This window comes from uncultured Caballeronia sp., from assembly GCF_964243625.1.
GTDB lineage: Bacteria > Pseudomonadota > Gammaproteobacteria > Burkholderiales > Burkholderiaceae > Caballeronia.
Map to the genome: position 1 here is coordinate 1 of NZ_CAXTGZ010000051.1, position 19,031 is coordinate 19,031.

A 19,031-nucleotide genomic window follows, 5' to 3' on the forward strand; every position below is an offset into this window, starting at 1 on the left:
AAGGCATGCATTTCGTCGAATCACTGGAGCCCGCTTTGCCGTCATCACCGGCGAGGACACGCTGATGCGCGCGCTCTTGTTGAACAGCAGCCCGCATGGCGAAGCCAGCCACGCGTATCGCCTTGCACGGGAAATGGTCGGCACGCTCGGGGCACACGACCAGCAGATCACTGAACGGGATCTGGTCGCTGATCCGCTGCCGCCGATCGGCCGTGATTATGCAACGGCGGTGACATCGGGAAACTCGCAGGACGCTGCCTTCGGCTGGTCCGAGCGCGTCATTCGAGAAGTCGAGGACACCGACCTTCTGATCATCACCACGCCCATGCACAACTTTACGGTCCCGGCCGCGCTGAAACTCTGGATAGATCACGTCTTGCGGATCAACCGGACGTTCACATCGACGCCGGACGGCAAGGTCGGACTGATGCGGGACCGGCCGACTTTCGTGCTGGTGGGTTCAGGCGGTTTTCATAGTGGCGAACGCGCCCGGCAGCCCGATTTTCTCACGCCTTATCTTCGGTACGCACTGGAATCCATCGGCATTCGCAGCGTGAATTTCGTTCTGATGCAAGGCCTGGTTGGCGGCGATGTTGCGGTGTCCAAAGCATTATTGGAGGCTCGCAACGCTTTGCTGATGCATGCGCCGTTCAACACGGTCACGTCGGTTTCCGCATAGATCTACGCGTCGGCTGCACGCTTCAGTTCGTGCGCGCGGCGCATCGCCTGATCTTCGTCGACGATGTTGGCAAACCCCAGCACCAAACCGCTTTGCGACGGCACACCCATATACCAGCGCGATAACGCCTGTTCGCCAAAGCCGTCGGGATTGGCGCGGGCTGCCACGGCTACGTCGTCCGTGCCGTCGACGAAATGCGCCGCCATCTGCAAGCCTCCCGGCGGGAGATCGATGGCGAGGCGCTCGCCGAACACTTCGGCAAGGGCGTGCGCGGTGATTTCCCGGCGATGCGCGTAAAGCAAACGCATCTTCTTCAGGTGCCGCGCAAAGTGGCCTTCCGCCATGAAGTCGGTCACGCTTGCTTGCAGGAGATAGGGGGACCCCGCGTTCATGCTTGCGCAGACTTCGTGAAAACGCTGCGTTGCGCTGACCGGCGCGACCACATACGCGAGCCGCAATCCAGGGAACATCACCTTGCTGAACGTGCCGCTATAAATCACACGGTCGTGCTGATCCAGGCTTTTCAGCGCGGGGAGGGGGCGGCCTGCGTAGCGGAACTCGCTGTCGTAATCGTCTTCTATCACCCAGCTTCCGTTGGCTTTCGCCCAGTCGAGCAATGCCATCCTGCGTTCCAGCGATAACGTCACGCCCGTCGGACTTTGATGCGATGGCGTGACTACCGCGAAGCGCGCATTCGCGTTGAGGGCGAGGCCGCGTTCGACCGAGATGCCATGTGCATCGACGGGAACGGGCACGAGCCGCGCATTCACTTCGAGCAGGAAACGGCGGGCGAGAATGTAGCCCGGGTCCTCGAACCAGAAGGCATCGTCGGGCGAGGCGAGACTGCGCAATACGAGTTCGAGCGTCGCACGATAACCCGTCGTGACGAAGACCTGCTCGGGCACGCATTCGACTCCGCGCGACAACCCCAGGTAAGTGGCGATCCGTTCGCGCAATGGCCAGAAGCCGGCAGGATCAGGGTACGCAAACGCGGTTGCGTCGCCGCTGCGCAGCCGATGCGCGACCAGCCGGTTCCAGACCTTGCGCGGGAATGCATCGATTGCGGGCAAGCCCAGTTGATACGGCCGAGGTGCGCCGCTGCCATAGGGCGACAACGCAGGCGCCGCTGCCGGCAAAGGTTTGCCCGCTGCACGCCGGGTGCCGCTTGCCGAAACTGGCAGCGCTGGCGAAACAATGGTTCCTGCCGCGCCGCGAACCTGCAGATACCCTTCATCGGCGAGGATCCGGTAGGCCATCTCCACCGTTCCGCGCGCCAAGTTCAGTTCCATCGCGAGGCCGCGCACCGCAGGCACGCGATCACCGGAGCGCAGATGCCCTTGCGCGATCGCGGTCTTGAATCGCGTGCAGATCTGCAGATAAACCGGCACGGAAAGCGCACGATCGATATCCAGCTCGAGCTTCGGTAATGCGGGCTTCATGGACTAGTCATTGTGATGATTCTTGGCTCTTCTAGGCAGGCCATGATTTTCGCATACTACTTCTGTGGCCCGATACAGCGATACCCGCGCCAGCAAAATCAATCACGAATGACTGACTTTTCCCAGGAGCGTTTCATGACTTCCCGTCTTGATTTCTACAAATCCAATCCCGCCGACATCAAAGCCTTGTTGGGCGTTGAAGAACAGATCAACAAGAGCCCGCTCGAACAGATCCTGAAGGAACTGGTGCGGTTGCGTGCATCGCAGATCAATGGCTGTGCTTTTTGCCTGGATATGCACGTGGCCGACGCACGCAAGGCTGGAGAATCCGAACGCCGTCTGGCGACGGTTTCGGCATGGCGCGAAACGCCGTTCTTCACCGAACGGGAACGCGCTGCGCTGGAGTGGACTGAAGCGCTGACGCTGGTCGCGCAGAATCACGTGCCGGATTCTGTCTGGGAAGCCGTCCGCCCGCATTTCGACGACAAGGAATTGACCGACCTGACGTTGCTGATCACGTCGATCAACAGTTGGAACCGCTTTGCGATCGCGTTTCGCAAGATGCCTGAATAACGTCGTGTCAGCGTTTTAAGCTTCCGCGCGTGCGTCCAGCAACATGGCCACGCGCGTGCGGGCGAAGGCGGGGTCGATGGGTTCATCGTCGAAAAGCAGCCGGTACATGATCGGCGCGACCACGCCGTCCATTACATCGTGCAACGCCGGCGGCGCTTCGCCGCGCTCGACCGCGCGCTCCAGGATCATCTGAACCTGCGAGCGCGTAATAGCCGCACACTGGCACGCGGGGCCGCTGCCGTCGGCGTTCATGCCCGCGAGCACGTCGCGGGTCATCGCACGGCCCGGCGCCGATGACATCTCGTCCTGGTATCCCTGCGCCCACGTTGCGAGATCGCTTTGCAGCGAACCGGTATCGGCGGGACCGTTGTCGGGGTAGAAACGCTGCACGGCGACATCGGCGAGAAGGGTTTGCAGGTCGCCCCAACGCCGGTAAATGGTCGACGGCGTCACGCCCGCCCGCACCGCAATCTGCGGCACGGTGATCGCGTCGCGCGGCATTTCCGCCAGCAAGCCGTTGACCGCCCGGTGGACCGACTCCTGAACCCGCGCGCTTCTGCCGCCGGGCCGCAAACCTTCTCGTGCTGCCATGTGCTCCACTCCTGCTGCGAACCAGCGTTAAAGCTAAAAAGTTGCGTTAACGCCGGACAACGCGCATAATCCGCTAAAGCAATTATTTTGCGTTTATTCGGCGGAGTGTGCAATGGCTATCGATACCAGTCCGAGTTCGTCCCGTTCGTCGTCTCAGGCGCTCGGGCTCTATGCGTTCGCCTCGGCCACCTTTTTCGCGGCATCCAGCGCCCCCACGCCGCTTTACAGGGTGTACCAGGAAACGTGGGGATTTTCGTCCGCCATGGTCACGCTCGTGTTCGCCAGTTATGCGTTCAGTTTGCTGGCCGCGCTGCTGACAACGGGCGCGCTGTCGGATCACATTGGCCGGCGTCCGGTGATCATCGGCGGGATCGCGCTGGAAGTCGTGGCGATGCTCGTTTTCACCGATGCCCACAGCGTCGGCATCCTGATCCTCGCGCGCGTGCTGCAGGGCTTCGCGACCGGCGCGGCGACAAGCGCGCTGGGCGCCGCGATCCTCGATGCAAGCCCTACGCGCGGCTCCCTGGTCAATACCTTGTCGCCGCTCTTCGGCATGGGCGTGGGTGCGCTCGGATCGAGCATGCTGGTGGAATATGCGCCGGCGCCAATGCGGCTGGTCTATCTGATGCTGGTTGCATTGTTTGTGTTACAGGCAGCCTGGGTGCTGGTGCTGCCCGAAACCGTGAGCCGGCTTCCCGGAACGCTCGCGTCACTGGTTCCGCGTGTGCGCGTTCCACTGGCGGCGCGCGGGGCGTTGCTGCGCATTGCGCCGGTCAACGTTGCGGTGTGGGCGCTCGGCGGTTTCTATTTGTCGCTCGGACCATCGCTTGCGCGCGCTGTCACCGGCGCCGACGATGCCACCACAGGCGGCTGGGTCGTGTTCGCGCTGACCACCGGCGGTCTCGCCGCCGTCATGCTCTTGCGCTCCATGAGCACGTTGCGCTTGCTGCTGACCGGCGCAATCGTGCTGGCGGCTGGCTTGCTTATCACCCTGACCGGCGTGCACACGGGCAACGCGGGAATCTTCTTTGTCGGGACGATCATTGCGGGGATGGGTTTTGGCGCGGCGTTCCAGGGCGCGTTGCGCTCGGTATTACCGCTCGCAGAGGCGCATGAACGCGCAGGGCTGATGGCGGCGCTGTACGTGCTGAGTTATCTGGCCTTCAGTGTGCCGGCTATCCTCGCAGGTACGATGGCCCATGTGGTCGGCTTGCGGCTGACGACCGACGTGTACGGCACCGCGCTCGTCGTGCTCGCCGCAATGACTGTGGTTGCGAGCGGCCTTAACAAGGGCGCGAGGATGGCGCGTGAGGGGAGCTAACCGCTCTTACGCGCCGCAGGCCCCGTCGGGCCGGGCCCCGTCGGGCTGAACCAGTAAGCAATCGCGCCGATCACGAGCGGCACGGCTGTGACCAGAAACAAGCGCGAAAACAAGTCCGCGCTCGATAACCCCGCATGACGCGCATGCTCCGCGATCATTCCGAAGATGCTGCTTGCCAGCGCCACGCCCAGGAACACGAGGCTGTTCAGCAACCCGAGACCAAGCCCGAGTTTCGCGGGCGCGATGATGCCGCGCGCTTGCGACATCACGAGCGGATGAATCGCGCCTACTGACAGCAGCAGGCAGATCGCGCCGACACTGATGACCGGGCTTTGCGCAGGTGTCGATGCCAGCACGAGCGCGGCACAAACGCCGGCCGCAAGCCATCCGAGCGTCAGCGTTTTCGGCGCCATTCGCCGCACGAGCAGCGGAATGGAGAAGGACGCTGCGATCCCCGCAACACTCGTGATGGTCATGGCATTGCCCCGGGCGATGACGTCGAAGCCGAATACATCGGCGAGATAGGGGCCGCCCCATGACGTACGAAACGTCGCGCCCACCGACATGGCAAGACATACGGGCATCAAGGTCCACATGCCTTTCTTGTTGCCCGATGCTGCCGCTGCTCCGGCCGCGCGAACCGCGTAGGAAGCGCTATGTTCACGACGACGCACGAAAAACATGATGCCGAGCGTCGCGATCAGCATGAACATCGCCGATAACCCCATCACCGGCCGCCATCCATAAACCGATGTCGCGCGGCTCAGCGGAAACGCCGCCAGCAAGCCGCCGATCATGCCGATTGCACTCGCTGTAGTAACCGCGGTAACCGCGCGAACGCTGCGCGGACTGCCGCCTTCGCTATTGCGCAGCACGTGGTTCAGCAAACCCATGAAGACCGGCGCGCATCCGAGCCCGATTCCCGCCTGTGCGACGATCGCGAGAACGGGATCCTCGGTCACGGATAACAAAGCGACGCTCACCGTACCGATGCTCATCAGCACGGCCGTCGGATAACGCACTCCGAAGCGGTCGAAGAGTATGCCGACGGGAATCTGCGCCGCCGCGAAGACGAGAAAAAACGCGCCCGAGAACCAGCCGAACATTTGCGGCGTGAAGTGAAAATCACCGATGAGCTGCGTCGAGATCACCGCCACATAGCTGCGGAAAAACTGGCTGAGCACATAACTGAAGGTGAGCGCCCACAGGCCGAAATCGGCGTTGTACGCGGATGTCGATGCGCGGGATGTGTTCTCGATATCGCTCATTCGCAAATGGTCATGCTTCCCCGCGAGCCTTCGCGATTTCTCGCGGCGTGAGTCCAAGCAGACGGTTCATCCAGTGCGCCCTATGGCTTTGATGCGCGAACCCCGTATCGAGCGCGATCTGGCTGGTGCTGAGTTTGCCTTGCATCAGCAGCGCCTTTGCTCGTTCCACGCGCCGTTCAATGACATATCGATGCACGGGCAAACCGAGCGTTTCACGAAACAAGACCTTGAAATGCGGAACGCTGAGCTGCGCGAGCGCGGCGAGGTCACCCAGCGTCAGGCGCTGATCCAGATTGTCTTCAATGAACTCGACGATCCTCGCCGTCGTTTTCGGCGCCAGTGTGCGGCGCTTGTTCTCGAGCGCTGCGCTCGTCACGCCGCCATCGACAAGACGCACGACCATCGCGGTGCAGAGGCTTTCGGCATACAACGGGTCGGAGCAATCGTCGGCTTCGAGTTCGGCGCGCAACGCCCAGGCGAGATGCTGGAAACGTGGATCGCGCATCTGAAGCTGCGGACGAATCTGCGCACGACTCGGGCGCAGGTCGAGTTGTTCCAGCGTTCTGCCGGCGAACGGCTCGCTTATCCAGATGCTCAGGATCGTGCAGTCGGATTCGTCCGTCCATTGACCTTCGAGTCCTGCCGGGATCACGTCGGCATCGCCGTGCGCCTGCACGCGCGAAAGCCGGTATTCGCTCGTGACGCAACGCGCCACGACCGGTGGCCCGACATGGACGCCGACCCTGTGATGCGGCATCGCGGGAATCCTATGCACACCTGCCGATACACCGAGCAGCGCCGCGCCAAAACTAGTCCAGCCGTGGTCTTTGCTGGAGCGCAGATTGACCCGCGAACTATTGGGTTGCGGCGTTGCTGTGTTCATGACGACTCCTTGAGCAAGAGGCAGGCTGCATTGTGCGTGGTTTTCCGCGGGTTTGCTTGATATTTGAAGCCATGATGCAAGGCACAAAACAATCATCCGGTTCTGCGCATTGTCATCCATGCGTGCGCGCCATGAGTGCCGTTCTTTCCTACGATGCCAGCATTCAGGCAAACAAACGGAGCGCCGCATGATCGTGATTTTTGGAGCATCGGGAAACGTGGGAAAGGCGACGGCGGCTGCATTGCGCGGTGCGGGGCACGCGGTCCGGGCGGTGGTCAGGAACGAGCAACAGGGCGCGGATCTGGCGCAACTCGGATGTGAAATTGCACTCGCCGACTTCCTGGACCGAGCGTCGGTTTCGAACGTGCTTCGCGGCGCCGACGCGGTGCAGATCCTTTGCCCGGTGCCAGTCGGCGACCCGCATCCGGCCGCTTCCATGCATCGCATGATTGACATGACCGTCGAGGCCTTGCGCGCCAATCCACCTTCGCGGGTCCTTGCGTTGTCCGACTACGGCGCGGAGCTGGAAAGCGGCACGGGCATCACCATGCTTTTTCACGCGCTGGAAAACCAGTTGAAGCCGGTGATGCAAAACCTGACGCTGTTGCGTGCCGCCGAGCACATGCAGAACTGGGCGCGGGTGCTGCCGGTGGTTTTATCGACGGGGATCTTGCCTTCATTGCATCATCCGCTGAACAAACGCTTTCCGACGGTCGCCGCTCAGGACGTCGGGCGGCTTGCGGCGCAACTGCTGCTCGATCACGGCTACGCCGACGGGCTGCGCACGGTGAGCGTGGAAGGTCCCCAACGCGTCAGCGCACTCGATGTCGCCCGCACGCTGAGCGAAGTTATCGGCCGGGAGATCAAAGCGCACGAGCTGCCGCGGGAACAATGGACGCCAACGCTGCAACGCGCTGGCTTGAGCGCGGACCACGCAAAGCTCATAACGGAGCTGTACGACACGCACAACGCGGGCCATATTGACGTCGAGGCGCGCAGCGAACTGCGTTTCGGCACGACGGAATTATCCGAAGTGCTGGCTTCGATCCTGCCTTCGAACGCAACGGCAGCGCGTTAAATGCGCAAGCAATCCATGCCTGCACGCATGTGCCTCGCCGTTGTGATCGTGTTTGCCGGATGGCTTGGCGGCCGCGGGTTGCAACGCGTGATCGACGCCATTCCTGATAGCAACGATGACTTCATCTTCTTTTGATGCGGCCGCGTCCCGATGAAAGGCGAACCACGGGTTTTAGCGCGGCGTCTTTTCCACACGCATCGCGCGTGGTGAATTTGTCATGACCGCATCGATTCCCAGATTCGTCGCCGTTGCGTATGCTTCGGCCGAGTCCACGCCGAACACCACGATCTTCACATCCCCGTTCGTCCTGAAGCATTTCACGGCGGCGGGCGTCCACCATTTGGCGTAGACCCTTGACACGCCGGTCCCAAGCGCAAAGCGCTCGACTATTTCGACCTGTCTGCGCAACTCGATACCCACCCAGCTTCCGGCGGGCGGCGGGTTGTCGCAGGTACCGCCCAGCGAGAGGTTAAGCAGACGGTCTCGCGTCGCATCGCGCGTTTCGAACACTTGCGCGTTCGGGTAAGACCTCATTTTCTGGATGGCTTCTGCGTCGGTGGAATAAAGGCGCACGCGCGACCACGCGTTGGACTCCTCAAGAATTCGTGCGACGGCGATCACGAGGGGCGCGACCGGCGTTTGTTTCATGTCGAGCATGATCGGCACGGACGCAGGAACAGTTTTCAACGCTTCTTGCAGAGTGGGGATACGCAGCGGCGTGTGACGATACGGGTAAGTGATCTTGCCCGACGCGTCTTTCGACTCGAACGAATAACCCGCGTTGAGTTTTTTTATCTTGCCTAGTGTGATGTCGTCAATATGCCCACGCCCATCCGTCAGTTCGCGAAGATCGCCGGGGCGGTACAGCACTGGAACGCCGTCTCTCGTCACCTGCACGGTCATCCACAATACATCCGCGCCGTTATCGAGCGCTGCGTGAAATGCCTGAAGCGTATTCTCAGGCATGTCGCCAGCACCGCCCCGATGCGCGACGATCAAAGGGGCCGCGAGCGCCACCGTTGCCGGCAGTGCGGTCAATACAAAAAGTGCGGCTGCGTTCATGAGTTTGAAAGTGACTGGTTTCATTATTTTGTCGTCCGAACAAATAAATTGATTTGTTATCCAGAACAAATATTTCAGATGAGCCAAGGACACTATAGTCCTTTCACTGTGAAGCAAGGGCTGATTGTCAAGACTTTATATTGAGATGGAAAATGCGGTTTTCGATTCGCAACTTCTGGCTGCCAGAGCATTTTTCCAAGGGTGCGCAATAATGTAGGCGGAGAAACCTCTTGGCGGACTTGACCCATGACAACGTTGTTAGCCCTCGATCCCGATTTCTGCAAGTTGCTCGTCAGCAGCCATCTTCGCGTTGTCGGTACACCTTTGATCGATCAGAATGCATTGCAGGAAGATGCCGCTCGGTGGCTATACGAAGACGCGCCGTTTTGCGTCGTCGCACATGACACCGACGCGGACCCGCGCTTCGTGTACGCAAATCGCGCGGCACAAAAGTGCTTCGAGTACTCATGGAGCGAATTTACAGCGTTGCGTTCGCGTTTGTCGGCTGAACATCCTGATCGCGACGAGCGCGACGCCTTGCTGGAATCGGTACGCACCAAGGGCTATGCAAGCGGTTACCGCGGCCTCCGCATTGCAAAGTCGGGCAGGCGGTTCTGGATCGAGAACGTGACGGTCTGGAACCTGATCGATGATGACGGTGTGTATCGCGGGCAGGCGGCGACCTATCGTCAATGGAAGGACGTTTGACTGGGCGGCGAGGCCAACTTGGCAGGCGTTGATCTGAAATTGGCAATGGCAGTCTTGCACTCGCCAGCAACAGCCGACGAGCACAAGCGGCGGATATTACCTGCTAGTTCCGCCAACCGACCGCTTCGGCAAAGCGCGATCGGTTCGCAAGATGTTTGGTCGCCGAGTGCAGTAAGGACGCGTCGCATGTCGGTGTTGCGCCGGCCGCATCTCGCGCGCATCAAAGTATTCCGGGCATTGGCTGGGCGCTAAGCCTTGGCACACGACGAGCGGGTTTTTTCCTTGAGCCACGCGCGAAACTTTTCGATGGATATGCCGATGCCGTCGGGTTTCTCAGGCAAGCCCACGACCGCTGTATCCCCGACCGGATCGACTTCGACCCAGGCGTTGCAGGAAATGACATGGGCATTGCCTTCTTCAAGACGGACGCAAACGCGAGGCCATAAATCCATGAGCCAGTCGAGCGAAGGATCGCGATACGTCAAACGCACCGCGCCGTGCACTGCAACGAACTGCGTTCCCGCGCGTTGGCGGCTGGCGTGGATCTCACCGGAATGCAAATGGACGGTCTTCATGACATAAGCTCGCTAAAGGCTTGAACACCTTCAAGCTTATTGGCCGCCACGCTTGTGCGACAGACTCAGCGCGGTAGAATCTGTTGCGCAACAGATCATGATTCGTTGATCTGTATCCGTCAATAATTGGCGCGTCTGTATCTGGCGCACGCACTCGCGCACCGGCAGCATGAGCACATGACCACGTCTTCAGACATTCTGCCGCGCGACCTCCCAATGGCAGGCGAGCCGCTCTACGAGCGCCTTGCCGAGCATTATCGCCGGGTCATCACGTCCGGAACGCTGGCGCCGGGCGATCGCATGCCTTCGGTGCGGGTGCTGATGACACGGCATCACGTCAGTCTCTCCACGGCGCTTCAAGTGTTCCGTCGGCTCGAGGACGCGGGCTGGCTGCAAGCGAAACCGCGTTCAGGGTATTTCGTGCGAAGGCGCACGAGTCCGTCCTTACCTTGCGTGGATGAACCGGCTAATACCGCATCACCCGGCGAGGCGCACTTTGTCGGGTTGCATGAATCCATATCGAAGGTCATTGCGTTGGCGCAGCAATATCCTGACGCGTTGAATCTGGGTGGGGCGACTGCCGCGGCCGCGCTTTATCCCACAGCGCGCCTGCAAGCACTCACCATCAAACTCCTGCGCCAGAAACCGACGCTGCTCACCGAGTCCGGGCGTGATTCCGGCGGCGCGTCATTCAGGCAAGCCGTTGCCAGGAGAGCGCTTTCTTCCGGGGTGGTGGTGTCGCCGGAAGAGGTGGTCGTCACCAACGGCGGTGTGGAAGCGGTGAATCTCGCGCTGCGCGCGGTCACGCAGGCCGGCGATACGGTTGCCATAGAATCACCGGCGTTCTTCGGTGTCTTGCAGATTATCGAGAGTCTTGGGCTCCGGGCGCTTGAAATATCCACCAGCCCGTCCACGGGGATATCCATCGAAGCGCTGGAAATGGCATTTCGTGCTTATGGAAATATCAAGGCGCTGGTCGTCGTGCCGCATTTGCAAAATCCGCTTGGCTGCAATATGCCCGATGACCGCAAGGTCGAGCTTGTGCGACTCTGCGCTCAGCACAAGGTCGCACTGATCGAGGACGATCCCTACCGCGAACTGCTCGATGAACCCGACCAGCACAAACCCCTTAAAGCGTGGGACAAAAGCGGCGGGGTGATTCATTGCGTGTCGCTGAACAAGGTGCTGGCGCCCGGCATGCGGCTGGGATGGATGTCTGCCGGTCGATGGCACGAACGCGTGAAGATGCTTAAGTTTTCGCAAAGCCGGAACAATGAAGCCTTGTCCCAGTTGGTCGCTGCCGAGTTCATGGGTTCAGGGGCCTATGACCGGCATCTGTTTCAACTGCGTGAGCGCCTCGTGACTCAACGGATTGCGACCGCGGAAGCCATTGCGCGGTATTTTCCATCCGGTACACGGCTGAGCGCGCCGGCGGGCGGCGTTCTGCTATGGGTGGAATTGCCTTCGGGTACGAATTCGGAACGCCTTTTCGAGGCTGCGCTCGCGGAAGGGATTCGCATCGCGCCAGGGACCATATTCTCGAACTCGCGGCGCTTTGCCTCCTTCATTCGCTTGAGTTGCCCGCAACCCTTCGATCAAACCCTGGACGACGCGTTCCAGCGTCTCGGACGACTGGCCCTGGAAGCGCATTAGCTGTCGCGCTTCTCGCGTGTTTCGCCATTCGATCGCAGCCCTGGAATTTCTTTGGGGCCTCACAATCAAGGTTGACGTGCCGCTTCGCGGCTGCCTAAAATCCGGGCATCGTAAAAATTGGGGCTGACGCCTTGGACACTTGCAGTAATCGACCTTCGAAGTATCTCGCTGCCTGACCGGCAGGACCCACGCTTTTATCTCGAGCCGCCGTCCTGCCAGCAGGCAGACGGTGCGCCTCTTCATACCTCGCCCGTGTACTTTCTATCTGCGCGTTTATTTGGCGCAGTGATCAGCCACGTTCCGGGCATTGGTTTGCCCGCTGTCATTTGACTGTCATACGCAGTCAATACGGTGGCGCTGGGTCCGCGTTGCCGCGGACCGGGAATACCCGCGCGACAATACAAGTTAAAGAATCGCTCATGTTGGATTATCTTCTCCCTCTCCTCGCGGCATTGGCCTGTGGCATCGGCATTGGTCTTGAAAGACAAATGCGCCAGCGCACCGCCGGACTTCGCACCATCACGCTCGTCACGTGCGGTGCGTGCCTGTTCGTGCTGCTCGGCGCGATGACCGGTAACGGCACCACCACCCTTACGCAGATCGCGGCGTACGTGGTGTCCGGTGTCGGCTTCCTTGGTGGCGGCGTCATCATGCGCGAGCAGGGTGCTATCCAGGGCATCAATACGGCGGCTACGTTATGGTGTTCCGCTGCGGTGGGCGTGCTGTGCGGCGCGGGACACTATGGTCCGGCGCTTGCGGGAACGGCGGTGATCCTTTTCATCAACACCGTGCTGCGAGAAGTGGGGCGTGCCATCAATACCGCGCCGGTCGCGTCCGCCGATCTTTTGCGCAAGTACGTGCTGACCGTCGTTTGCCGTGAGCAGGACGAGGTGAATGTCCGCGCGCTCATCACCAATTCCATGGTGTCTGCACCGTTGTCGTTTCAGGGGCTGAGCAGTCGCGATATAGACGATGAATCCAGACGCGTCGAGGTCATTGCCACGCTTGAAACGCACCCCAAGTTTCAATCGAAAGTCGAAGCGGTTGCGAGCCGGCTCAGCATGGACAAAGGGGTCTCGAGTGTGAGCTGGGCGGGGCTCGATACGGTTCCGGTGACCGACTGACTCCAGCGGATAGACCACGGCATGCGTTTTGAAAGAATGAATCGGTAGTATCAGTCCGACGATGTCACCATTGGTGCGTGACATCCGGGCGCAGACTTTTTCGAGCGCCGCCTCACATTCTTCAAGGTTGCGGATGAGCACTTACGTGTTGTTGGCTTGCGGGTTTGGAATCGGACTGTCGATAGCAATCTGGGGCATCTTCGACGCGCGCAAACACTCGCGGCGTGAATCGGCAGACGATAAGCGCTGACGCGTTGATCGCCCCGCGCTGAGCGCTGCACCGCGATTACAAATCCCTTGTTTCAAGCCTTCATCTGCCGCAACATGGCGTCCTTGTCATTTTGGCGTCAGCATCAGGTCAGCGTGAGTCCCTCAGAATCGAGTCATGGTCATCGCGGGTTGAATAGCGCATGACCGTGGGCTTCTTTCACGCCGAGCGAAGCCGCACGTTTCATTCGCATAGAGGCAGACCATCATGAAAACACTTATCTACGCAACGCTGGCCGTTGCATTGGCTACGCCTGTTGTGTCGTTTGCGCAAACGGCCGAGCCGGTTACCCGTGCGGAAGTACGCGCAGATCTGGTCCAGCTTGAAAGCGCGGGGTATCGGCCGGTTTCGCAGGATGCTACTTACCCTTCGGATATCCAGGCCGCTGAAGCGCGTGTACAAGCCGGTAATGGCTCAAGCGCCTATGGCGGTGTATCGGACACGGGAACATCCGTGTCTCCGGTCAGCATCCCCGCCGGCAATCAGTGACCGGCATTGATTGAATTGGCGCCAAACGGATCGACGTTCGGCGCCAGATCCTCAGACCGCCGAGGACACGCTCAAGTGCGTTGTCCTTGAGCGGCAGCATTGTCGCGTTTTTCCAGGGGCATCGCTTTCGCCTTTGTTCTGGCCGGCAGGAAGGGATAGATAAGCAACTGATAAGCCCCGCCGCCAATCACACCGCCAAGCAAGGGCGCAGCCACCGGAATCCACCAGTAGTTGTCGGGCGACGGCAGCGCCGACGATCCCCAGCCTGCAAAGTAGGCGAACAGTCGCGGACCGAGATCGCGTGCGGGGTTCATGGCCCATGCTTCGAGATATCCCATCGATGAACCCAGGATCGCTACCAGCAGGCCGATCATGAGCGCGCCCGAATTGGCTTGCGGCGCCATTTCGTTGAACTGCTCGGTAATCGCGAAGATGCCGAAGAGCAGCAGCGCAGTGAGAATGACCTCGTTGGAGAACGCGTGCATGGGCGTGACCGCCAGGCCCGGATGCGTAAAGAACACCCCGGCGGCCCCGCCTTCCGCCCTCGTCAGATGGTGGGTCAGGTTGTAGTGGTCGATGACCGGTCCGAACAATGCATACACGATCACCGCGCCAAGAATGCCGCCAAGCAGTTGCGCCGCCCAGTAAGGCACGACCTTCTTCCACGAAAAGCCGCGGAACAAGGCAAGCGCAAGCGTGACTGCCGGGTTTGCATGCGTGCCGGATATCGACCCCGTGACATAGATGGCAAGCGTGACCGCCAGTCCCCACGAGATGCAGACGCCCCAATATGCGTTCGCGTAAGGGCTCGGGTCATAGAGGGTGTACATGCACGCGACGGAATCACCAAACGCGATGACGATGAAAACCGCGACCGCCTCGGAAATTAGTTCTCCGATGCATTGTTTTTTCGTAAAGGGTATTGCGGTAGAAGACACTAGAGATCGCTCCGGGAAAGATGAATGCAGCGGCTGTCATCCGGGTGATCCGCTCACCCGGATGAAGGCAGGGTCAGGACGCGTCAGCCCAGACCTTGGCGGCGTCCACCGCGCGGTGCCACCCCTGCATGTGACGCCTGACGTCTTCGGCAGGAAGGGCCGCCGAGAAACGCCGGTCAAGTTTCCACTGGCTCTGCAACTCATCCACATCTTTCCAGTACCCCACGGCGAGCCCGGCAAGATAGGCCGCGCCGAGTGCGGTCGTCTCGCTGATTTGCGGGCGCACCACATCGACACCGAGGATATCGGCCTGGAATTGCATCAGCAGGTCATTGGCCACGGCTCCCCCGTCCACGCGCAATTCCCCGATGCGCATGCCGGAGTCGGCTTCCATGGCCTTCAATACATCGATTGACTGATACGCGATGCTCTCCAGCGCCGCGCGCGCAAGGTGTGCAGAGGTCGTGCCGCGTGTCACGCCGAACAACGTGCCGCGTGCGTGGGCGTTCCAGTGCGGCGCGCCAAGGCCGGCGAATGCGGGCACGAGATACACGCCGTCGCTGTGCGGGACGCTGCGCGCGAGCGTTTCGATTTCCTTCGCAGTCTTGATGATGCCCAGGCCGTCGCGCAGCCACTGCACCACCGCGCCACCGATGAAAATGCTGCCTTCCAGCGCGTAGTCGACCTTGTCGCCGATCTGCCACGCAATGGTCGTGACGAGGTTGTTGCTCGATTCGATGGGTTTGTCGCCCGTGTTCATCACGAGGAAACAGCCTGTGCCGTAAGTGTTCTTCACCATGCCGGACTGCGTGCACATCTGGCCGAAGAGGGCAGCGTGCTGGTCCCCGGCAATGCCGGCCAGCGGAATCTTCGAGGCAAACACGGTTGTCTTCGTCGGCCCATAGACTTCCGACGATGACCGCACCTCCGGCAACATGCTGCGCGGAATATCAAGTGCATCGAGGAGCTCGTCGTCCCACTTGAGCGTATGGATGTTGAACAGCATGGTGCGCGATGCGTTCGTCACATCGGTGATATGCAGCGCGTGTTTGGTGAAGTTCCAGACGAGCCAGCTATCCACCGTGCCAAACGCCAGACGTCCGTTCCGGGCTTTCTCGCGCGCGCCTTCCACGTTGTCGAGGATCCAGCGGATCTTGGTCGCCGAGAAATATGAATCGATCGGCAGTCCGGTCTTTGCGCGAACCTTTTCTTCGAGACCCTGCGCCTTGAGCTGATCGCAGAGATCGGCGGTGCGGCGATCCTGCCATACGATCGCGTTATAGATCGGATGACCCGTTTCGCGGTCCCAGACAATGGTCGTCTCGCGCTGATTGGTGATGCCGATAGACGCAATCGACGCCCCGTTAAGCCCTGCACGCGTCACGGCCTCCGCGGCAACGCCTGCCTGCGTGGACCAGATTTCCTGCGGATCGTGTTCGACCCAGCCCGGCTGGGGATAGATCTGCGCGAATTCCTTTTGCGCGACTGAAACCACGCTTCCCTGGCGATCGAACACCATGGCGCGTGAGCTTGTCGTGCCCTGATCGAGCGCGAGGATGTATTGCTCCTGCATTGTCTTCTCCACTTTCCTGGACGAATCGCCTAGTCTTCCCGGCGATATCAACGGCCTCTTGTTTTAACCATCGGTTCGGGGCGGACCGCGTTCCGACACTGTGGGTTACCAGTATCTGTCAATAAAAGAAAATTTATCGAACCGATAATGTTCGAATTCGAATGCTAATGAACAGATTCGAAAATGTAAAGGCACATTTGGTGACGTCGCTCAAGCACAGACGCCAAAAAACAGAACGCCGGCCACATGAGCATGCGGGCCGGCGTATGCGGCGAGTACTGTCGGGTCAAAAGCTATTCAGGCACGTTCGGCTTCGACCTCAACTGTCGACGCTGCGTGCACGCGCGTTTTCATTTTCGTTTCGAGCAGCCGGTTGACTGCAATCGAACCGGCGACAGCGCATAGCATCGGCACGATGAAATCGTGATCGATGCGCGTGAATTCGACCATGAGGACGAGGGCGGTGATCGGCATGTTCATCGATGAAGCCAGGAAGGCCGTCGCACCCACCAACGCAAATGCGCCCATGGGGGTGCCGGGCCACATGAGCGTCCATGCACCGCCCAGCACGATGGCGAGCAACGCCCCATTGGACATGCCCGGCGTCAGCAAACCGCCTTGAGCGCCTGCCCGCAGGCTGCTCGTGGTGATGGCCACCTTGATCAACAGCAGCGTCGCAGCGAGTCCGATGGTCAGCTCACTGCTGAACCCCAGTTGCGCGGGCGTCTTGCCGTTGCCGAGAATCTGCGGAAACAAGACTGCCAGCAGGCCGACGACAAGAAAGTTGGCTATCGATAAAACGGGCAACGTCCATCCCTTCGGCGCGGCCGCGCGTGCACGACCGGTCAACTGGACGAAGGCGAACGCAGCGACGCCGAACACCGGTCCCATCGCGATGGACCATATGACCAAGTTCGCGCTCAGCGCGAAATGCGGGACGATGTATTGCGACTCGTCGCCCAGTCCCAGCCACGCGACAACGGCGGCAATGACGGACGAGGCCAGCGCGGGAATCACCACGCGCAACTCGAACGAACGGAGCAGGACTTCGAGCACGAAGATCGCGCCGCCAAGCGGCACGTTATAGACCGCGGCAAGCCCGGCGCCTGCGCCGCAAGCCACCATCAGGCGCGTTTGTTCCAAGCTCAGGCCGGCGTAATGCGACAGCCAGCCTGCTATCAGCGAACCGATCTCGCGCGGCGCGACTTCACGTCCGAGCGGCGAGCCGAGCGCCACGGTGACGATCTGCAAAAGCGCATGCGCGGTGGTGGTCACGGGCGGCATGAGCGGATCTCCGGACGTGATCGCCTTCTTGATGCTGACGAGCGGCCGGCCGTATCGATAGACCACAAACCAGCCGAATCCCGCGATCGCGCCGCATGCAAGCAACACGGCAATGCGCCGTTCGGCTGATGCCGCGGCCACGCCTTCGTAGAAGCTTTCGTGTCCGACCAGATGCGCGATGCTGTATCCGTACGCCAGATGCTGGATGAGGTGGAGCAGAAGGGCGAGTGCCATGCCGCCCAGTCCGGCGCCGATGCCGGTGAGTACGGTGACCGTTGCAAGCCGGAAGAGCGGGATTGCCGGGGCAGGGCGGGAGGATGGAGCGTGCATCGAAAGAGCCGTGAATTCGAGACATGCGGCCGCCGGAAAGTTGCAAAGCCGGCTGCGCTCGCACTAATCGAGAAATAACAATTAGCGTGAACCCGAATCTACCGGCTCAGAAGTAAGTCGTCAAATTCATTTGTTGTATCGATTGATGTGTCAAACGCATGATGTCCATGGGCCGCAATCATGGCCGGGCGCCAGCGCGAGTGGCAGATCAAGTCAGGCTCGCGATCGTCCGACAAACGCAGCGAGCGCCAGGCCGGCGCCTAGCGCGGCATAGATCGGCAAGAACGAGCGCTGCGGGACATGCGCTTCAAAGCCGGGCGTCACGCGTTCCGGCACGACGTGATAATCGACTACGTACGCAAGCGCAGCCGTCGCTGCAGCGGTCCCGACGATGCGGGCCGGCGAAGCCTTGCGTCCGAGCAATGCCTCGAATGCCAGACCCCAGAATACGCCGCTTCCCCAGTGGATAAAAACGCCTGCGCCGGTGAGGCGAAAACTTGGCCGCTCGTCGAGCATTGCTTCACCGGGCCATATGCAATGCGCAACCGCGTTGATGGGTGCGATCGCGCTCGATCCATTATTGACGGCCTCGCGCGACACGACGGCAGCAGACGTGGCCGCGGCCATTGAACCGGACCAGAATGCCCGGCGGACAATTGAAAAGATGTTCATGGTTTCCTGTTGGCGGACGTGTCCTGTCCGCAGATTGGTTCTGTCATTAAAAGGCTCAAACAGAACGGCCCGAAGGCGATCTGCAAGATCGCTCCCGGTCATCCTCACGCCCACTTCCGGTTCGTCCTGTACCGCGGCGTCTGGATCTCATCGGCTTGCACACCGTTTGAGACAAGAGCAGACGCCGAAGCGATCAGATGTCCCGTCCGTGCAATGCAGGTGCGTCCAGTGTTGAGCAAACGCTATGCCGCGGATGGATTGCGTCGCATGCTTTTGGTGAGAAGAGGTCCCGGGCAAAGACCTCCCGCGCCGGTGCGGGTGATGGGATATAACGGCGGAATTATCAGACCTTCCGATCCCGGCGCGGGGTTGTTGCGTCGACGTGTTCAGTCGTGACGCGTCAGCCGTAATGCGTAGGTGAACCGGTCGGCGGGAAATACACTGATGGTCGCTTCGAACACCAATTCACGCTGATCGACGTAATGACGCACGATCTCGAGCGCGTGCGAATCCGCCGCGACGG

19 protein-coding genes are annotated in these 19,031 nt (G+C 60.6%); 9 read left to right on the top strand and 10 right to left on the bottom strand.

The features are described from left to right. Positions 1-64: 64 nt before the first annotated feature. Entirely contained in the window at positions 65-679 is a 615-nt protein-coding gene (locus tag ACFFAR_RS05565; protein ID WP_174365578.1) for an NAD(P)H-dependent oxidoreductase, read from the top strand. A gap of 2 nt (positions 680-681) precedes the next feature. On the opposite strand, the gene ACFFAR_RS05570 is transcribed toward ACFFAR_RS05565, so the two are convergent. Further along, positions 682-2,118 carry an aminotransferase class I/II-fold pyridoxal phosphate-dependent enzyme gene (locus ACFFAR_RS05570; RefSeq protein WP_174365577.1) on the bottom strand — a complete coding sequence of 479 codons (1,437 nt, stop codon included), beginning with the start codon at positions 2,116-2,118 and terminating at the stop codon, positions 682-684. A 135-nt stretch (positions 2,119-2,253) separates the two neighbouring features. Between ACFFAR_RS05570 and ACFFAR_RS05575 the strand changes: the two genes are divergently transcribed. Next, entirely contained in the window at positions 2,254-2,691 is a 438-nt protein-coding gene (locus ACFFAR_RS05575; protein ID WP_174363800.1) for a carboxymuconolactone decarboxylase family protein, read from the top strand. A 15-nt stretch (positions 2,692-2,706) separates the two neighbouring features. Here ACFFAR_RS05575 and ACFFAR_RS05580 read toward each other — a convergent pair whose 3' ends face one another. Further along, positions 2,707-3,282, bottom strand: a complete 576-nt coding sequence (locus ACFFAR_RS05580) for a TetR/AcrR family transcriptional regulator C-terminal ligand-binding domain-containing protein (RefSeq protein WP_174363799.1) — start codon at positions 3,280-3,282, stop codon at positions 2,707-2,709. Between the two features lie 112 nt (positions 3,283-3,394). On the opposite strand from ACFFAR_RS05580, the gene ACFFAR_RS05585 reads away from it, so the two are divergent. Further along, a complete protein-coding gene (locus ACFFAR_RS05585; RefSeq protein ID WP_174363798.1) occupies positions 3,395-4,603 on the top strand; it encodes an MFS transporter in 1,209 nt (402 codons plus the stop codon). Here the strand turns inward: ACFFAR_RS05585 and ACFFAR_RS05590 are convergent. Next, positions 4,600-5,871 carry an MFS transporter gene (locus ACFFAR_RS05590; protein WP_075358378.1) on the bottom strand — a complete coding sequence of 424 codons (1,272 nt, stop codon included), beginning with the start codon at positions 5,869-5,871 and terminating at the stop codon, positions 4,600-4,602. The two genes, ACFFAR_RS05585 and ACFFAR_RS05590, sit on opposite strands and share 4 nt — an antisense overlap. A gap of 10 nt (positions 5,872-5,881) precedes the next feature. Next, positions 5,882-6,754 (bottom strand): helix-turn-helix domain-containing protein, encoded by an 873-nt coding sequence (locus ACFFAR_RS05595; protein ID WP_174363797.1) that lies wholly within the window; start codon positions 6,752-6,754, stop codon positions 5,882-5,884. Between the two features lie 187 nt (positions 6,755-6,941). Here ACFFAR_RS05595 and ACFFAR_RS05600 point away from each other — a divergent pair, with 187 nt between their 5' ends. Both ACFFAR_RS05600 and ACFFAR_RS05605 read left to right on the top strand, forming a co-directional pair. Next, the gene (locus ACFFAR_RS05600; protein WP_174363796.1) at positions 6,942-7,832 is read left to right on the top strand and encodes an NAD(P)H-binding protein; all 891 of its coding nucleotides are present in this window, start codon (positions 6,942-6,944) and stop codon (positions 7,830-7,832) included. Next, positions 7,833-7,967, top strand: a complete 135-nt coding sequence (locus tag ACFFAR_RS05605; protein WP_375507610.1) for a hypothetical protein — start codon at positions 7,833-7,835, stop codon at positions 7,965-7,967. 36 nt (positions 7,968-8,003) lie between these two features. Here the strand turns inward: ACFFAR_RS05605 and ACFFAR_RS05610 are convergent, their stop codons facing one another. Then, complete coding sequence (locus ACFFAR_RS05610; protein ID WP_236873626.1) at positions 8,004-8,918, bottom strand: glycerophosphodiester phosphodiesterase family protein; 915 nt, start codon at positions 8,916-8,918, stop codon at positions 8,004-8,006. Between the two features lie 222 nt (positions 8,919-9,140). On the opposite strand from ACFFAR_RS05610, the gene ACFFAR_RS05615 reads away from it, so the two are divergent. After that, on the top strand, positions 9,141-9,602 hold the full coding sequence (locus tag ACFFAR_RS05615; protein WP_075358380.1) for an MEKHLA domain-containing protein: 462 nt from the start codon (positions 9,141-9,143) through the stop codon (positions 9,600-9,602). Positions 9,603-9,850: 248 nt separating this feature from the next. On the opposite strand, the gene ACFFAR_RS05620 is transcribed toward ACFFAR_RS05615, so the two are convergent. After that, positions 9,851-10,177, bottom strand: coding sequence for a hypothetical protein (locus ACFFAR_RS05620; protein ID WP_174365064.1), 327 nt, complete (start codon positions 10,175-10,177; stop codon positions 9,851-9,853). A gap of 177 nt (positions 10,178-10,354) precedes the next feature. Here ACFFAR_RS05620 and ACFFAR_RS05625 point away from each other — a divergent pair, with 177 nt between their 5' ends. The 3 genes from ACFFAR_RS05625 (at position 10,355) to ACFFAR_RS05635 (ending at position 13,711) form a co-directional block, all read left to right on the top strand. Beyond that, positions 10,355-11,830: a PLP-dependent aminotransferase family protein gene (locus ACFFAR_RS05625; protein ID WP_375507611.1), complete on the top strand. Its 1,476-nt coding sequence runs from the start codon at positions 10,355-10,357 to the stop codon at positions 11,828-11,830. A gap of 419 nt (positions 11,831-12,249) precedes the next feature. Beyond that, on the top strand, positions 12,250-12,954 hold the full coding sequence (locus tag ACFFAR_RS05630) for an MgtC/SapB family protein (RefSeq protein ID WP_086381019.1): 705 nt from the start codon (positions 12,250-12,252) through the stop codon (positions 12,952-12,954). Positions 12,955-13,429: 475 nt separating this feature from the next. Further along, the gene (locus ACFFAR_RS05635) at positions 13,430-13,711 is read left to right on the top strand and encodes a DUF4148 domain-containing protein (protein ID WP_174363903.1); all 282 of its coding nucleotides are present in this window, start codon (positions 13,430-13,432) and stop codon (positions 13,709-13,711) included. Positions 13,712-13,782: 71 nt separating this feature from the next. On the opposite strand, the gene ACFFAR_RS05640 is transcribed toward ACFFAR_RS05635, so the two are convergent. From ACFFAR_RS05640 to ACFFAR_RS05655, 4 genes are all read right to left on the bottom strand, one after another. Further along, positions 13,783-14,649 (bottom strand): MIP/aquaporin family protein, encoded by an 867-nt coding sequence (locus tag ACFFAR_RS05640; RefSeq protein ID WP_197672666.1) that lies wholly within the window; start codon positions 14,647-14,649, stop codon positions 13,783-13,785. A 73-nt stretch (positions 14,650-14,722) separates the two neighbouring features. Next, the gene (gene glpK, locus ACFFAR_RS05645; RefSeq protein WP_062002053.1) at positions 14,723-16,222 is read right to left on the bottom strand and encodes a glycerol kinase GlpK; all 1,500 of its coding nucleotides are present in this window, start codon (positions 16,220-16,222) and stop codon (positions 14,723-14,725) included. Positions 16,223-16,519: 297 nt separating this feature from the next. Continuing rightward, positions 16,520-17,836, bottom strand: a complete 1,317-nt coding sequence (locus ACFFAR_RS05650) for a chloride channel protein (RefSeq protein WP_174363902.1) — start codon at positions 17,834-17,836, stop codon at positions 16,520-16,522. Positions 17,837-18,049: 213 nt separating this feature from the next. Next, positions 18,050-18,508 (bottom strand): hypothetical protein, encoded by a 459-nt coding sequence (locus ACFFAR_RS05655; RefSeq protein WP_062002404.1) that lies wholly within the window; start codon positions 18,506-18,508, stop codon positions 18,050-18,052. Positions 18,509-19,031: the final 523 nt, after the last annotated feature.

Coding starts and splice junctions, on each gene's coding strand:
- ACFFAR_RS05620 (WP_174365064.1), bottom strand. CDS start 10,177: ATGAAGACCGTCCATTTGCATTCCGGTGAGATCCACGCCAGCCGCCAA.
- ACFFAR_RS05590 (WP_075358378.1), bottom strand. CDS start 5,871: ATGAGCGATATCGAGAACACATCCCGCGCATCGACATCCGCGTACAAC.
- ACFFAR_RS05630 (WP_086381019.1), top strand. CDS start 12,250: ATGTTGGATTATCTTCTCCCTCTCCTCGCGGCATTGGCCTGTGGCATC.
- ACFFAR_RS05615 (WP_075358380.1), top strand. CDS start 9,141: ATGACAACGTTGTTAGCCCTCGATCCCGATTTCTGCAAGTTGCTCGTC.
- ACFFAR_RS05565 (WP_174365578.1), top strand. CDS start 65: ATGCGCGCGCTCTTGTTGAACAGCAGCCCGCATGGCGAAGCCAGCCAC.
- ACFFAR_RS05605 (WP_375507610.1), top strand. CDS start 7,833: ATGCGCAAGCAATCCATGCCTGCACGCATGTGCCTCGCCGTTGTGATC.
- ACFFAR_RS05580 (WP_174363799.1), bottom strand. CDS start 3,282: ATGGCAGCACGAGAAGGTTTGCGGCCCGGCGGCAGAAGCGCGCGGGTT.
- ACFFAR_RS05635 (WP_174363903.1), top strand. CDS start 13,430: ATGAAAACACTTATCTACGCAACGCTGGCCGTTGCATTGGCTACGCCT.
- ACFFAR_RS05610 (WP_236873626.1), bottom strand. CDS start 8,918: ATGAAACCAGTCACTTTCAAACTCATGAACGCAGCCGCACTTTTTGTA.
- ACFFAR_RS05585 (WP_174363798.1), top strand. CDS start 3,395: ATGGCTATCGATACCAGTCCGAGTTCGTCCCGTTCGTCGTCTCAGGCG.
- ACFFAR_RS05570 (WP_174365577.1), bottom strand. CDS start 2,118: ATGAAGCCCGCATTACCGAAGCTCGAGCTGGATATCGATCGTGCGCTT.
- ACFFAR_RS05625 (WP_375507611.1), top strand. CDS start 10,355: ATGACCACGTCTTCAGACATTCTGCCGCGCGACCTCCCAATGGCAGGC.
- ACFFAR_RS05575 (WP_174363800.1), top strand. CDS start 2,254: ATGACTTCCCGTCTTGATTTCTACAAATCCAATCCCGCCGACATCAAA.
- ACFFAR_RS05650 (WP_174363902.1), bottom strand. CDS start 17,836: ATGCACGCTCCATCCTCCCGCCCTGCCCCGGCAATCCCGCTCTTCCGG.
- ACFFAR_RS05595 (WP_174363797.1), bottom strand. CDS start 6,754: ATGAACACAGCAACGCCGCAACCCAATAGTTCGCGGGTCAATCTGCGC.
- glpK (WP_062002053.1), bottom strand. CDS start 16,222: ATGCAGGAGCAATACATCCTCGCGCTCGATCAGGGCACGACAAGCTCA.
- ACFFAR_RS05600 (WP_174363796.1), top strand. CDS start 6,942: ATGATCGTGATTTTTGGAGCATCGGGAAACGTGGGAAAGGCGACGGCG.
- ACFFAR_RS05655 (WP_062002404.1), bottom strand. CDS start 18,508: ATGAACATCTTTTCAATTGTCCGCCGGGCATTCTGGTCCGGTTCAATG.